Genomic DNA, 14,351 nt, shown 5'->3' with positions numbered 1-14,351 from the left:
TGGACGTTCGCTTTTGGCTAAGCCCGAGCAGATGGTTGGATTAGTCCAGTTGAGGACCAGCGGCAACCAGTGACTTACCTTCAGCGTTGTCTGTGTACTTGTCAAAGTTGTTGATGAAGCGTTCTGCTAGATCTTTCGCTTTGCTTTCCCATTGTAGTGGGTCAGTGTACGTGTCGCGTGGGTCAAGAATCGCTGGGTCAACATCGTGTAGCGCTAGTGGCACTTCTAGGTTGAACATAGGAATAACCTTAGTATCAGCCTTGTCGATAGAGCCATCTAGGATTGCGTCGATGATGCCACGAGTATCTTGAATAGAGATACGCTTGCCTGTGCCGTTCCAACCTGTGTTCACTAGGTAAGCTTCAGCGCCAGCTGCTTCCATACGTTTCACGAGCACTTCAGCGTACTGAGTTGGGTGAAGAGTAAGGAACGCCGCACCAAATGCCGCAGAGAATGTTGGTGTTGGCTCAGTAATACCACGCTCAGTACCTGCTAGTTTCGCAGTGAAGCCAGATAGGAAGTGGTACTTCGTTTGTTCTGGAGTCAGTTTAGAAACTGGTGGTAGTACACCGAATGCATCAGCAGTCAGGAAGATAACTTTTTGAGCATGGCCTGCTTTTGAGACTGGTTTAACGATGTTATCGATGTGGTGAATCGGGTAAGAAACACGAGTGTTCTCAGTTTTTGAACCGTCATCAAAGTCGATAGAGCCATCACCACGAACCGTTACGTTTTCTAGTAGTGCATCGCGACGGATTGCATTGTAGATTTCTGGTTCTGCTTCTTTAGATAGGCGAATGGTTTTCGCGTAACAACCACCTTCGAAGTTGAAGATGCCATCGTCGTCCCAACCGTGCTCATCATCACCGATTAGCTCACGTTTAGGATCGGTTGATAGAGTTGTTTTACCTGTACCAGATAGGCCGAAGAAGATGGCAACATCGCCTTTCTCGCCGACGTTTGCACTACAGTGCATTGAAGCAATGCCTTGCAGAGGAAGCAGGTAGTTCATCATTGCGAACATGCCTTTTTTCATCTCACCGCCGTACCAAGTACCACCGATGATTTGAACGCGCTCTGTTAGGTTGAAAGCAACGAAGTTTTCAGAGTTCAGACCCTGTTTTTCCCAATTAGGGTTGGTTGTTTTAGCACCGTTCATTACCACGAAATCTGGTTCGAACGTTGCTAGCTCTTCGTCTGTTGGACGAATGAACATGTTCTTAACGAAGTGCGCTTGCCACGCTACTTCAGTGATAATACGTACACTTAAGCGCGTATCAGGGTTAGCACCACAATAACCGTCTATGACAAACAGGCGCTTGCCAGATAGTTGAGTTGTCACAAGCTCTTTCAGCTCATTCCATACTTCAGTTGTAATTGGTTTGTTGTCATTTTTGCCTTGATCTGACCACCACATGGTATCGCGCGTGGTGTCATCTTTAACAATGTACTTATCTTTTGGTGAGCGGCCAGTAAAGATACCAGTGTCTACCGCAACAGAGCCTAGTTCCGTTACTACGCCTTTTTCGTAGCCTTCCAAACCTGGCAGTGTTTCTTCAACGAATAACTGCTTGTAGCTAGGATTACGAAGAACTTCAGTAACGCCAGTCAGTCCGTGCTTAGTTAGATCAATTTGTGCAGCCTTTGTATGTTCCATAACGGTCATAGGTGCTCCTTGTAGGATATTTTGTAGGGATTTTGTATTAATTTTTTATTGTTATCTGCTCACCATGCTAGCAACGAGACTCTGGGGAAACAGGGATACAGCTCAAAAAGTATCCATATTAATCTTGGGGTTTTAAGCGTCTCGTCACATATTGGCCTAACTAGTCTATCCTGTACGCAAACCTTTGCGCTAGGGGCGAGAACATTATTAATTGATTAAAATTAAGCGGTGATTTTATTACGAGATGTTACGGAGTTTGCGCTATTTTGATCACAAAAAAGGCCAGCTTAGTGCTGACCTTTTTGGGGTAAATTACGTGTTTTAGGTACGCCGTAAATTAATGAACCGTATTGCTGCCTTTATCTGCTGCTTCTGCGTACAGTGCGTCAACATCGTTCTTGTCGAACGAGTAGTTTGTGCCACAATAATCGCAGTGCAGACCAACGCTTCCTTCGGTACTTAGGATGTCGTAGATCTCTTCTTGAGCAACGGTAATGATTGCAGCTGCGCTTCGATCGCGTGAACAGCCGCAGAAGAACTCAACCGGTTGTGGTGTGAATAGCTGTACTTTCTCTTGGTTGTACAAACGGTAAAGCAGTTCGTTTGCTTCAAGAGAAAATAGCTCTTCGTTTTTCACTGTATCTGTCAGTTGCTCTAGGTGCTCGAAGTCGTCTGGTGTGCCAGTGCCGTCAGGCATAACTTGCAGCAACATACCAGCAGCATGTGCTTTGCCTTCGTGCTCACCAGTACGTAGCCATAGACGAGTCTTAAGCTGCTCAGAGTTTGCGAAGTAACCTTCAAGTACTTCAGCTAGTGTGTCGCCTTCAAGACCAACTATACCTTGGTAGCGCTCACCTTTCTTAGGATCGATAGTGATCACTAGGTGACCTTTACCCATTAGGTCGTGTAGACCTGCGTCATCTGCGATATCGCCTTCAAAACGAGCAACACCACGGATCTTCTGATCGTGGTCGCCATTGATAACTGCTAGAGATACAGGGCCGTCACCTTGCAATTGCATCGTGATAGAACCTTCAAACTTTAAGGTCGCCGTTAATAGCGTTGTTGATACCAATAGCTCGCCCAGTAGTTTTTGCACTGGTGCTGGGTATTCCTTGCTAGAAATAATCTGTTGGTACGCTTCATCCATTTGTACCAATTCACCACGTACTGATAGGTCTTCAAATAGGTAGCGATTTAAAACATTACTTGTAGACATTGGGTCTGCCATTTGGCTATTCCTTCTAGCTTATTGAGTCTTGAACTTAATGATGTCACGACGTTGCTTCTTATCAGGGCGACGCTCTGGAGCTGGGTTATGAGCATTCAGTTTACGCTGTGTCGCAAACTCTTCTCTTTTTGCCAAGCTCTCGGTGGTTTCTTCATAGAGGGTTTGAGCGATTGGAGCTCCACCACGATGAGCAGAGATTTTCTCGATAGTCACCGTCTTTTCTTCATTACCTTGGCGCAGTGTAATCACAGCCCCAAGTTCGACAATTTTACTTGGCTTGCTGCGCTGACCATTATAGTGGACTTTGCCACCATCGACCATGTTACGAGCAATGGACCGAGTTTTGTAAAAGCGTGCTGCCCACAACCATTTATCGAGTCTGACAGCTTCATTAGCAGTTTTCATATAGGGCAGTGCCTTATTTAGTAAGAAATGAATGCGGTTTAACTGTAATGAACAGTGCGCAACATGTTTTTGATGATGCTTATCACATTAGGTAGAGGTTTTATGTGGAGGCGGTTGGCATTTTTTTCAAGTCATAATACAAAATAGCCATGTTATGCCGATTTATCGATTTGCTATGATATAGTTTAAGATCTTATTGCTTAAATAAGCTTGGTATCGAACGAATGAATAAAAAAGCTGAAAGTTTAATGATTTGCAGCGTTTGTCGTCATGAAAAGGGACAAGGAAAGTGAACTTTTTAGAGCTCAAAAGTCGCGTAGGTAATTCTCCTATGTTGAGCCGCTTATTAGAGAATGGGTTTGTACTTCAGCAGAAATTAAGCCTAGCGATCTGTTGTGTATTGATTGCTGCTTCCGCATGGATTTTAGGGCAGCTTGCATGGTTTATCGAACCTGCCGAGCAAACCGTCGTGCCTTGGGCAGCATCGGCTTCATCGTCTTCAACGCCTCAATCGACCCTGGATATATCTTCTTTGCAGCAGAGCAACATGTTTGGAGCTTACAACCCAAGCACGCCCGCTGTAGTTGAACAGCAAGTTATTCAAGATGCGCCTAAGACAAGATTAAACCTCGTTTTAGTGGGTGCAGTCGCTAGTTCTAATCCAAAACTGAGCTTAGCAGTGATCGCGAATCGCGGCACGCAAGCGACCTACGGGATTAATGAAGAGATTGAAGGCACTCGAACCAAGCTCAAAGCGGTATTAGTCGATCGCGTGATCATTGACAACTCAGGACGAGACGAAACCTTGATGCTCGAAGGTATCGAGTACAAGCGTTTGGCTGTATCAGCGCCTGAAGTACCTCGTAGCTCTTCTTCAGTTCGTGGTAACAACCCGGCTTCTGCAGAAGAGAAGCTTGATGAAATTAAAGCGAAGATAATGAAAGATCCGCAACAAATCTTCCAATATGTTCGACTGTCTCAGGTGAAGCGCGACGATAGTGTTATTGGTTATCGTGTGAGCCCTGGCAAAGATTCAGAACTTTTTAACTCAGTGGGGCTCCAAAACGGAGATATTGCTACTCAGTTAAATGGACAAGACCTGACAGACCCAGCCGCTATGGGCAACATATTCCGTTCTATCTCAGAGCTGACAGAGTTAAATCTCGTCGTCGAGAGAGATGGTCAACAACATGAAGTGTTTATTGAATTTTAAAACTTTGCGTCTAACGAAGGACGAAAGTGTAGGAGAAGTACGTGAAGCATTGGTTTAAGAAAAGTGCATGGTTATTGGCAGGAAGCTTGATCTGCACACCCGCAGCCATCGCGAGTGATTTTAGTGCCAGCTTTAAAGGCACTGATATCCAAGAGTTTATTAATATTGTTGGTCGTAATTTAGAGAAGACTATCATCGTTGATCCATCGGTGCGCGGAAAAATCGATGTACGCAGCTACGACGTATTGAATGAAGAGCAATATTACAGCTTCTTCTTAAACGTATTAGAGGTGTATGGCTACGCGGTCGTTGAAATGGACTCGGGTGTTCTTAAGATCATCAAAGCTAAAGACTCTAAAACGTCGGCAATTCCAGTTGTCGGTGACCGTGATTCGATCACTGGCGACAGCGTAGTCACGCGTGTTGTGACGGTACGTAATGTGTCGGTTCGTGAGCTTTCTCCTTTGCTTCGTCAATTGAACGACAATGCCGGTGCGGGTAACGTAGTGCACTATGACCCTGCCAACATCATTCTTATTACCGGCCGAGCGGCGGTGGTAAACCGTTTAGCGGAAATCATCAAGCGTGTTGACCAAGCAGGTGATAAAGAGATTGAAGTCGTTGAGCTAAAAAATGCCTCAGCAGCAGAGATGGTACGCATTGTTGATGCGCTGAATAAAACCACAGATGCGAAGAATACGCCTGCATTCCTACAGCCTAAACTGGTTGCCGATGAGCGTACCAACGCAATCCTTATCTCAGGTGACCCTAAAGTTCGTAGTCGTCTAAGAAAGCTTATCGAGCAGCTTGATGTCGAAATGGCAACTAAGGGTAACAACCAAGTTATCTATCTTAAATACGCAAAAGCCGAAGATTTGGTCGATGTGCTGAAAGGCGTGTCGGACAACCTACAATCAGAGAAGCAGTCATCAACCAAAGGCAGCTCATCGCAGCGTAACCAAGTGATGATCTCTGCTCACAGTGATACCAACTCTTTGGTTATTACCGCACAGCCAGACATCATGAACGCTCTGCAAGACGTGATCGCTCAGCTGGATATTCGTCGTGCTCAAGTATTGATTGAAGCCTTGATCGTTGAAATGGCTGAAGGCGATGGCGTTAACCTTGGTGTGCAATGGGGTAACCTAGAAACAGGTGCAATGATCCAGTACAGCAACACTGGTGCGTCAATTGGTGGCGTAATGGTCGGTCTAGAAGAAGCTAAAGATTCTACTACAACCACCGCTGTTTATGACTCTGATGGAAAATTCCTACGAAATGAAACCACCACTGAAGAAGGTGATTATTCAACATTAGCCTCTGCACTTTCAGGTGTTAATGGCGCGGCAATGAGTGTGGTGATGGGTGACTGGACTGCACTTATTAGTGCGGTAGCGACCGATTCAAACTCAAACATCCTATCTTCTCCAAGTATTACCGTGATGGACAACGGCGAAGCGTCATTCATTGTGGGTGAAGAGGTGCCTGTTTTAACAGGTTCAACAGCAGGTTCAAGCAACGATAATCCATTCCAAACGGTTGAACGTAAAGAAGTGGGCATCAAGCTGAAGGTTGTTCCACAAATCAACGAAGGCGATTCTGTTCAGCTGAATATTGAACAAGAAGTGTCGAACGTATTGGGCGCGAACGGCGCGGTAGATGTACGTTTTGCTAAGCGTCAACTGAACACCTCTGTGATTGTTCAAGATGGCCAAATGCTGGTGCTGGGTGGTTTGATTGATGAACGTGCGTTAGAGAGTGAATCTAAGGTGCCATTCTTGGGTGATATTCCTGTTCTTGGGCACCTGTTCAAGTCAACCAGTACTCAGGTTGAGAAAAAGAATCTAATGGTATTCATCAAACCGACCATCATCCGTGATGGTATGACGGCTGATGGTATCACTCAGCGTAAATACAACTTCATTCGAGCTGAGCAGCTGTACAAGGCAGAGCAAGGTTTGAAACTGATGGCTGACGATAATATTCCAGTACTGCCTAAATTTGGTGCAGACATGAATCACCCGGCTGAAATCCAAGCCTTCATTGATCAAATGGAAACAGAATAATGGCTGAATTGGTAGGGGCGGCACGTACTTATCAGCGCTTGCCGTTTAGCTTTGCGAATCGCTACAAGATGGTGTTGGAATATCAGCATCCAGAGCGTCCGCCGGTACTTTATTATGTAGAGCCTCTAAAATCGGCGGCGATCATTGAAGTAAGCCGTGTGGTGAAAAATGGCTTCACGCCACAAGCGATCAGCGCAGACGAATTTGATAAAAAATTGACCGATGCGTATCAGCGTGACTCGTCGGAAGCTCGTCAGCTAATGGAAGACATTGGTGCTGACAACGACGACTTCTTCTCGCTAGCAGAAGAGCTGCCACAAGATGAAGACTTACTTGAATCGGAAGACGATGCACCAATCATCAAGCTAATTAACGCGATGTTGGGTGAGGCGATCAAAGAGGGTGCTTCGGATATTCATATCGAAACCTTTGAGAAATCACTGTCTATCCGTTTCCGTATTGATGGTGTGTTGCGTGATGTTCTTGCGCCGAGCCGTAAACTGGCTCCGCTGTTGGTGTCACGTGTCAAGGTTATGGCTAAGCTAGATATTGCGGAAAAACGCGTGCCACAGGATGGCCGTATTTCTTTGCGTATCGGTGGCCGAGCAGTCGATGTTCGTGTATCAACCATGCCGTCTTCGCACGGTGAGCGTGTGGTAATGCGTCTGTTGGACAAGAACGCAACTCGTCTAGACCTGCACAGTTTAGGCATGACGGCAGAGAACCACGAAAACTTCCGAAAACTTATTCAGCGTCCACACGGTATCATCTTGGTTACTGGTCCTACTGGTTCTGGTAAATCAACGACCTTGTACGCTGGTCTGCAAGAACTCAACAGTAATGAGCGAAATATTCTAACCGTTGAAGACCCAATCGAATTCGATATCGATGGCATTGGCCAAACACAAGTGAACCCTAAGGTTGATATGACCTTTGCGCGTGGTTTACGTGCCATTCTTCGTCAAGACCCGGATGTGGTAATGATTGGTGAGATACGTGACTTAGAGACCGCTGAGATCGCTGTTCAAGCCTCTTTGACCGGTCACTTAGTAATGTCGACCCTTCACACCAATACGGCAATCGGTGCGATTACACGTCTACGTGATATGGGCATCGAACCCTTCTTGATCTCTTCTTCGCTGCTGGGTGTTTTGGCTCAGCGCTTGGTTCGTACCCTATGTAACGACTGTAAAGAACCTTACGAAGCGGATAAAGAGCAGAAGAAGCTGTTTGGGTTGAAGAAGAAAGACAGCCTTACGCTTTACCATGCCAAAGGGTGTGAAAACTGCAGTCACAAAGGCTATCGAGGCCGTACCGGTATTCATGAACTCCTGATGATTGACGACTCGGTGCAAGAGCTGATTCACAGTGAAGCTGGCGAACAGGCAATTGAGAAAGCAATTCGTGGCACAACCCCAAGTATTCGAGATGATGGCTTGAGCAAAGTTCTGAAAGGGGTAACGTCCTTAGAAGAAGTGATGCGTGTGACCAAGGAAGTCTAGTATGGCGGCATTTGAATACAAAGCACTGGATGCCAAAGGTAAGAGCAAAAAAGGCTCTATTGAAGCGGATAACGCTCGTCAGGCTCGCCAACGCTTGAAAGAACAAGGCTTGATGCCGGTTGAGATGACTGAAGCCAAGGCTAAAACTGCGAAAGGTGCTCAGCCCTCGACCAGCTTGAAGCGTGGTATCAGTACACCTGATCTTGCTTTAATTACTCGACAAATATCCACGCTCGTTCAGTCTGGCATGCCGCTAGAAGAGTGTCTGAAGGCCGTGGCGGAACAATCTGAAAAGCCACGCATTCGAACCATGCTACTGGCGGTTCGTTCGAAGGTAACGGAAGGTTATTCGCTAGCGGATAGCTTGGCTGATTACCCACACATCTTCGATGAACTGTTTAGAGCCATGGTTGCGGCTGGTGAGAAATCTGGTCACTTAGATGCGGTATTGGAGCGGTTGGCCGATTATGCAGAAAACCGCCAGAAGATGCGCTCTAAGCTGCTACAAGCGATGATCTACCCTGTGGTGCTGGTGGTGTTTGCGGTGACGATTGTTTCGTTCCTGTTGGCAACCGTGGTACCTAAGATTGTCGAGCCTATTATCCAAATGGGCCAAGAGCTTCCTCAATCGACACAATTTTTATTGGCATCAAGTGAATTTATCCAGAATTGGGGTATCCAATTACTGTTGTTGATCATTGGTGTGATTGTGTTGATTAAGATCGCGCTGAAAAAACCGGGCGTTCGCATGAGTTGGGATCGCAAGCTATTAAGCATTCCACTGATCGGCAAAATAGCAAAAGGGATTAATACCTCTCGTTTTGCACGAACACTCTCTATCTGTACTTCGAGTGCGATTCCTATTCTTGAAGGGATGAAAGTGGCGGTTGATGTAATGTCGAATCACCATGTGAAGCAACAAGTATTACAGGCATCAGATAGTGTTAGAGCAGGGGCAAGCCTGCGTAAAGCGCTCGATCAAACCAAACTCTTCCCTCCAATGATGCTGCATATGATCGCCAGTGGTGAGCAGAGTGGTCAGTTAGAACAAATGCTGACAAGAGCGGCGGACAACCAAGACCAAAGCTTTGAATCGACCGTGAATATCGCGCTAGGTATTTTCACACCAGCACTTATCGCTTTGATGGCAGGCTTAGTGCTGTTCATTGTGATGGCGACCTTAATGCCGATGCTTGAAATGAATAATTTAATGAGCGGCTAAATGACTGCTCACAAGACGTTAGTTTTTGGATTATCGAGAAGAAGGACATTATTACCTTCAACTCGCTGTCTGTAATTTGGAGAAAATAATGAAAAACAGAATGAAGAAACAATCAGGCTTTACCCTATTAGAAGTGATGGTTGTTGTGGTTATCCTTGGCGTATTGGCGAGCTTTGTTGTACCTAACCTATTGGGTAACAAAGAGAAGGCTGACCAACAAAAAGCCATCACTGATATCGTGGCGCTAGAGAATGCGCTCGATATGTACAAACTGGATAACAGCGTTTACCCAACAACGGATCAAGGTCTTGATGCATTGGTTTCTAAACCAAGTAGCCCAGAGCCTCGTAACTACCGTGACGGTGGCTACATCAAGCGTCTACCTAACGACCCATGGGGCAATGAGTACCAATACCTAAGCCCTGGTGATAACGGCACTATCGATATCTTTACACTTGGCGCTGATGGCCAAGAAGGTGGTGAAGGTATTGCTGCGGATATCGGCAACTGGAACATGCAAGACTTTCAGTAAGCCTAGGCTTATTGTCACTTGATGCCGTTATTTGATGTTAGGACGTAAACAGATGGAGTCTAAAGGTGAAAACTAAGCAAACACAGCCAGGTTTCACCTTAATTGAGATTCTTTTGGTATTGGTATTACTGTCAGTAACGGCGGTCGCGGTGATCGCGACCATTCCTACCAATAGTAAAGATGTTGCTAAAAAATACGCTCAAAGTTTTTATCAACGAGTTCAGCTACTCAATGAAGAAGCTATTTTAAGTGGCTTGGATTTTGGTGTTCGGGTTGATGAAAAAAAATCGACCTATGTACTGATGGCGCTCAAGTCTGAAGGCTGGCAAGAAGTCGACTTTGAAAAAATCCCCTCTTCAACTGAATTGCCGGAAGAACTCGCATTGTCACTGACTCTAGGTGGTGGTGCATGGGAAGACGATGATCGGCTGTTCAATCCAGGAAGCTTGTTTGATGAAGATATGTTTGCGGATCTGGAAGAGGAAAAGAAGCCAAAGCCACCACAGATCTACATCTTGTCGAGTGCGGAAATGACACCATTTGTATTATCGTTTTATCCAAATACCGGAGACACCATACAAGATGGTTGGCGTATTCGAGTATTGGATAATGGTGTCATTCGATTACTAGAGCCGGGAGAAGAATATGGAGAGGAATAACCGTTCTCCTTATCGCTCTCGTGGTATGACTCTGCTTGAAGTATTGGTTGCGCTCGCTATTTTCGCAACGGCAGCGATCAGTGTGATTCGTGCTGTTACGCAGCACATCAATACTCTCAGTTATCTAGAAGAAAAAACCTTCGCTGCTATGGTCGTTGATAATCAAATGGCCTTGGTGATGCTGCATCCTGAGAAGCTTAAAAAAGCACAGGGTACACAAGAGTTGGCTGGAAGAGAGTGGTTCTGGAAGGTGACTCCCATCGATACCAGCGATAATTTATTAAAGGCGTTTGATGTGAGTGCGGCAACCAGCAAGAAAGCGTCTCCAGTGGTTACGGTGCGCAGCTATGTGGTCAACTAAAAACGTGTGGTTAGCTAAGAGCAAGTCGCTAGGTAAGAGCGTGTCGGCAAATAAGCGTATGCCACGTAAACAAGGTCTATCTTCAAAAGGGAGAGGCTTTACCTTAATTGAAGTTTTGGTCTCGATCGCTATCTTTGCCACGTTGAGCATGGCGGCTTATCAGGTAGTGAATCAGGTTCAGCGTAGCAATGAACTCTCAATCGAGCGCAGCGCCCGTTTGAATCAACTGCAACGTAGTTTAGTCATTTTAGATAATGATTTTCGCCAGATGGCGGTGCGAAAATTTCGCACCAACGGTGAAGAAGCATCATCTAAGCTGATCCTAATGAAAGAGTATTTACTGGATTCCGACAGTGTTGGCATCATGTTTACTCGCCTTGGTTGGCATAACCCACAGCAGCAGTTTCCTCGCGGAGAGGTCACCAAAGTGGGCTACCGTATTAAAGAAGAAACACTTGAGCGTGTGTGGTGGCGTTACCCCGATACCCCTGCAGGCCAAGAAGGTGTGATTACGCCTTTGCTTGATGATGTTGAAAGCTTGGAATTCGAGTTTTATGACGGAAGCCGCTGGGGCAAAGAGTGGCAAACCGACAAATCACTACCGAAAGCGGTAAGGTTAAAGCTAACCTTGAAAGATTATGGTGAGATAGAGCGTGTTTATCTCACTCCCGGTGGCACGCTAGATCAGGCCGATGATGCTTCAAATAGTGACTCTTCAGACAGTAATGAGGGGAATAATGACTCATCGAACTAACAAGCTTGCACGGACAAGGTCTGCTATGGGTCGTAAGCAGCGTGGTGTCGCGCTGATCATTATCCTGATGCTATTGGCGATCATGGCAACTATCGCTGGCAGTATGTCGGAACGTCTGTTTACGCAATTCAAGCGCGTTGGTAATCAACTGAATTACCAACAGGCTTATTGGTACAGCATTGGCGTAGAAGCGCTGGTGCAAGACGGCATTAGGCAAAGCTACAAAGACAGTGATACCGTGAACCTAAGTCAACCATGGGCGTTAGAAGAACAGGTATACCCATTGGATTACGGTCAAGTTAGGGGACGCATCGTTGATGCTCAGGCTTGCTTTAATCTCAATGCATTAGCGGGAGTGACGACCACTTCAAGTAACCAGACACCTTATTTGATCTCGGTTTGGCAAACCTTATTAGAAAATCAAGACGTTGAGCCTTATCAGGCCGAGGTTATTGCAAACTCAACGTGGGAATTTGTTGACGCAGATACCCGAACCACCTCTTCAGCGGGGGTAGAAGACAGCACCTATGAAGCGATGAAGCCATCTTATTTGGCGGCGAATGGCTTAATGGCGGATGAATCTGAGCTAAGAGCGGTTTATCAAGTTACGGGTGAAGTGATGAATAAGGTTCGCCCGTTTGTTTGTGCTCTGCCTAGCGACGATTTTCGCTTGAACGTGAATACACTCACGGAAAAGCAGGCGCCTTTATTGGAGGCGATGTTTGCACCTGGTTTAAGTGAGTCAGATGCTAAACAGCTAATAGACAAACGCCCATTTGATGGCTGGGATACGGTGGATGCTTTTATGGCAGAACCTGCCATTGTTGGCGTGAGTGCCGAAGTTAGCAAAAAAGCGAAAGCATATTTAACTGTAGATAGCGCCTATTTTGAGCTAGATGCAAAGGTATTAGTTGAGCAGTCCCGTGTACGTATACGGACGCTTTTCTATAGTAGTAATCGAGAAACAGTGACGGTAGTACGCCGTCGTTTTGGAGGAATCAGTGAGCGAGTTTCTGACCGTTCGACTGAGTAGCGAACCACAAAGCCCTGTGCAGTGGTTAGTTTGGTCGACAAGCCAACAAGAAGTGATAGCAAGTGGCGAGTTGTCTAGCTGGGAGCAGCTGGATGAGTTAACGCCTTACGCTGAAAAGCGCAGCTGTATCGCTTTATTGCCGGGAAATGAATGCTTAATTAAGCGTGTTGAGATCCCGAAAGGTGCTGCTCGCCAGTTCGATTCTATGCTGCCGTTTTTATTAGAAGACGAAGTCGCACAAGATATCGAAGATTTACACCTGACGATTTTAGATAAAGACGCAACGCACGCTACCGTGTGTGGTGTCGACCGCGAATGGTTAAAGCAAGCTTTAGACCTGTTTCGTGAAGCCAATATTATCTTCCGTAAGGTGTTACCAGATACACTGGCCGTGCCTTTTGAAGAATCTGGCATCAGTGCATTGCAGATCGACCAGCATTGGCTACTGCGCCAAGGTAACTATCAAGCCGTGTCGATCAGCGAAGCATGGTTACCGATGTTTTTGCAAAGTGATTGGGTTGTTGCTGATGACGAAGAGCAAGCGACGACTATCTTTAGCTATACCGCGATGCCGAGCGAAGACGTTCAACAGCAGAGCGGTGCGAATTGGCAAGCAAAGCCTGCGGAATTGGTGATGTCTTTGCTGAGCCAACAAGCGATCACAAGCGGCGTAAATTTACTGACTGGCACCTTTAAAACCAAATCTTCATTCAGTAAATATTGGCGCGTATGGCAGAAAGTAGCGATTGCTGCTTGTTTGCTGGTGGCTGTGATTGTGACTCAACAAGTGTTGAAGGTTCAACAATACGAAGCTCAAGCACAAGCTTACCGCATGGAGAGTGAACGTATTTTCAGAGCAGTGCTCCCAGGTAAACAACGTATCCCAACAGTGAGCTATCTTAAGCGTCAGATGAACGATGAAGCCAAGAAATATGGCGGTTCAGGCGAGGGTGACTCCTTACTAGGCTGGCTAGCGTTATTGCCAGAAACGCTAGGGCAGGTGAAGTCAATCGAAGTCGAAAGTATTCGCTACGATGGCAACCGCTCTGAGGTTCGACTTCAGGCGAAAAGCTCTGATTTCCAACACTTTGAGACTGCGAGAGTGAAGCTCGAAGAGAAGTTTACCGTTGAGCAAGGGCCATTGAATCGCAATGGCGATGCCGTATTTGGCAGCTTTACTCTTAAACCCCATCAATAACCTGCGTAAGGAGATCAGTGATGAGAAATATGATTGAACCACTCCAAGCGTGGTGGACTTCAATAAGTCAAAGAGAGCAACGATTAGTTGTTGGTTGCTCAGTTTTATTGGTGGTCGGTGTTGTTTATTGGGGGCTAATCCAGCCACTCAGTCAGCGAGCTGAACTTGCGCAGAGCCGTATTCAAAGTGAGAAGCAACTTCTGGCTTGGGTAACCAATAAAGCCAATGAAGTGGTTGAGTTGCGAGGCAGTGGTGGCATAAGTGCCAGCCAGCCTTTAAACCAATCTGTACCTGCTTCTATGCGTCGCTTTAATATCGAGTTAATACGCGTGCAACCACGTGGCGAAATGCTGCAAGTGTGGGTAAAACCTGTGCCTTTTAATAAGTTCGTTGACTGGCTGACATACCTGAAAGAAAAACAGGGTGTTGAGGTTGAGTTTATGGATATTGATCGCTCTGATAGCCCTGGGGTTATTGAGATCAACCGACTACAGTTTAAACGAGGTTAA

Annotated in this window: 14 protein-coding genes; 11 read left to right on the top strand and 3 right to left on the bottom strand. The window is 46.1% G+C overall.

Translation table 11 applies throughout. The features are described from left to right. Positions 1-40: 40 nt before the first annotated feature. The 3 genes from pckA to hslR form a co-directional block, all read right to left on the bottom strand. Positions 41-1,666 (bottom strand): phosphoenolpyruvate carboxykinase (ATP), encoded by a 1,626-nt coding sequence (gene pckA, locus BCU34_RS22310; RefSeq protein WP_102478230.1) that lies wholly within the window; start codon positions 1,664-1,666, stop codon positions 41-43. A gap of 337 nt (positions 1,667-2,003) precedes the next feature. Beyond that, on the bottom strand, positions 2,004-2,897 hold the full coding sequence (hslO, locus tag BCU34_RS22305) for an Hsp33 family molecular chaperone HslO (RefSeq protein ID WP_048669600.1): 894 nt from the start codon (positions 2,895-2,897) through the stop codon (positions 2,004-2,006). 18 nt (positions 2,898-2,915) lie between these two features. Continuing rightward, positions 2,916-3,302 (bottom strand): ribosome-associated heat shock protein Hsp15, encoded by a 387-nt coding sequence (gene hslR / locus BCU34_RS22300; RefSeq protein WP_048663055.1) that lies wholly within the window; start codon positions 3,300-3,302, stop codon positions 2,916-2,918. A 331-nt stretch (positions 3,303-3,633) separates the two neighbouring features. On the opposite strand from hslR, the gene gspC reads away from it, so the two are divergent. The 11 genes from gspC to BCU34_RS22245 all read left to right on the top strand — a co-directional run bounded on the left by gspC (position 3,634) and on the right by BCU34_RS22245 (position 14,351). Beyond that, positions 3,634-4,515, top strand: coding sequence for a type II secretion system protein GspC (gene gspC / locus BCU34_RS22295; RefSeq protein WP_102478231.1), 882 nt, complete (start codon positions 3,634-3,636; stop codon positions 4,513-4,515). Positions 4,516-4,556: 41 nt separating this feature from the next. After that, positions 4,557-6,581, top strand: coding sequence for a type II secretion system secretin GspD (gspD, locus tag BCU34_RS22290; RefSeq protein ID WP_052880256.1), 2,025 nt, complete (start codon positions 4,557-4,559; stop codon positions 6,579-6,581). Further along, positions 6,581-8,083 (top strand): type II secretion system ATPase GspE, encoded by a 1,503-nt coding sequence (gene gspE / locus BCU34_RS22285; RefSeq protein ID WP_060983225.1) that lies wholly within the window; start codon positions 6,581-6,583, stop codon positions 8,081-8,083. The genes gspD and gspE overlap by 1 nt, the downstream gene beginning before the upstream one ends. A 1-nt stretch (position 8,084) precedes the next feature. Beyond that, positions 8,085-9,305 (top strand): type II secretion system inner membrane protein GspF, encoded by a 1,221-nt coding sequence (gene gspF, locus BCU34_RS22280; protein ID WP_102478232.1) that lies wholly within the window; start codon positions 8,085-8,087, stop codon positions 9,303-9,305. Between the two features lie 88 nt (positions 9,306-9,393). Further along, entirely contained in the window at positions 9,394-9,837 is a 444-nt protein-coding gene (gene gspG, locus BCU34_RS22275) for a type II secretion system major pseudopilin GspG (protein WP_017062485.1), read from the top strand. A gap of 65 nt (positions 9,838-9,902) precedes the next feature. Continuing rightward, positions 9,903-10,496 carry a type II secretion system minor pseudopilin GspH gene (gene gspH / locus BCU34_RS22270; protein WP_102478233.1) on the top strand — a complete coding sequence of 198 codons (594 nt, stop codon included), beginning with the start codon at positions 9,903-9,905 and terminating at the stop codon, positions 10,494-10,496. Next, positions 10,483-10,857 carry a type II secretion system minor pseudopilin GspI gene (gspI, locus tag BCU34_RS22265; protein ID WP_102478234.1) on the top strand — a complete coding sequence of 125 codons (375 nt, stop codon included), beginning with the start codon at positions 10,483-10,485 and terminating at the stop codon, positions 10,855-10,857. The genes gspH and gspI overlap by 14 nt, the downstream gene beginning before the upstream one ends. Continuing rightward, complete coding sequence (gene gspJ / locus BCU34_RS22260) at positions 10,844-11,611, top strand: type II secretion system minor pseudopilin GspJ (protein WP_048663060.1); 768 nt, start codon at positions 10,844-10,846, stop codon at positions 11,609-11,611. The genes gspI and gspJ overlap by 14 nt, the downstream gene beginning before the upstream one ends. Further along, positions 11,595-12,644 carry a type II secretion system minor pseudopilin GspK gene (gene gspK / locus BCU34_RS22255; protein ID WP_102478235.1) on the top strand — a complete coding sequence of 350 codons (1,050 nt, stop codon included), beginning with the start codon at positions 11,595-11,597 and terminating at the stop codon, positions 12,642-12,644. Before gspJ ends, gspK begins: the two co-directional genes overlap by 17 nt. Then, on the top strand, positions 12,613-13,842 hold the full coding sequence (gene gspL, locus BCU34_RS22250; protein WP_102478236.1) for a type II secretion system protein GspL: 1,230 nt from the start codon (positions 12,613-12,615) through the stop codon (positions 13,840-13,842). Before gspK ends, gspL begins: the two co-directional genes overlap by 32 nt. A 20-nt stretch (positions 13,843-13,862) precedes the next feature. Next, on the top strand, positions 13,863-14,351 hold the full coding sequence (locus BCU34_RS22245) for a type II secretion system protein M (protein WP_102478237.1): 489 nt from the start codon (positions 13,863-13,865) through the stop codon (positions 14,349-14,351).

Origin of the sequence: Vibrio sp. 10N.286.45.E10 (assembly GCF_002874195.2) — a bacterium.
Classification (GTDB): Bacteria; Pseudomonadota; Gammaproteobacteria; order Enterobacterales; family Vibrionaceae; genus Vibrio; species Vibrio crassostreae.
This window is presented reverse-complemented; position numbering and strand designations above follow the sequence as displayed.

Coding starts and splice junctions, on each gene's coding strand:
- gspJ (WP_048663060.1), top strand. CDS start 10,844: ATGTGGTCAACTAAAAACGTGTGGTTAGCTAAGAGCAAGTCGCTAGGT.
- gspK (WP_102478235.1), top strand. CDS start 11,595: ATGACTCATCGAACTAACAAGCTTGCACGGACAAGGTCTGCTATGGGT.
- gspC (WP_102478231.1), top strand. CDS start 3,634: ATGTTGAGCCGCTTATTAGAGAATGGGTTTGTACTTCAGCAGAAATTA.
- gspG (WP_017062485.1), top strand. CDS start 9,394: ATGAAAAACAGAATGAAGAAACAATCAGGCTTTACCCTATTAGAAGTG.
- gspI (WP_102478234.1), top strand. CDS start 10,483: ATGGAGAGGAATAACCGTTCTCCTTATCGCTCTCGTGGTATGACTCTG.
- hslO (WP_048669600.1), bottom strand. CDS start 2,897: ATGGCAGACCCAATGTCTACAAGTAATGTTTTAAATCGCTACCTATTT.
- gspF (WP_102478232.1), top strand. CDS start 8,085: ATGGCGGCATTTGAATACAAAGCACTGGATGCCAAAGGTAAGAGCAAA.
- pckA (WP_102478230.1), bottom strand. CDS start 1,666: ATGACCGTTATGGAACATACAAAGGCTGCACAAATTGATCTAACTAAG.
- hslR (WP_048663055.1), bottom strand. CDS start 3,302: ATGAAAACTGCTAATGAAGCTGTCAGACTCGATAAATGGTTGTGGGCA.
- BCU34_RS22245 (WP_102478237.1), top strand. CDS start 13,863: ATGAGAAATATGATTGAACCACTCCAAGCGTGGTGGACTTCAATAAGT.
- gspE (WP_060983225.1), top strand. CDS start 6,581: ATGGCTGAATTGGTAGGGGCGGCACGTACTTATCAGCGCTTGCCGTTT.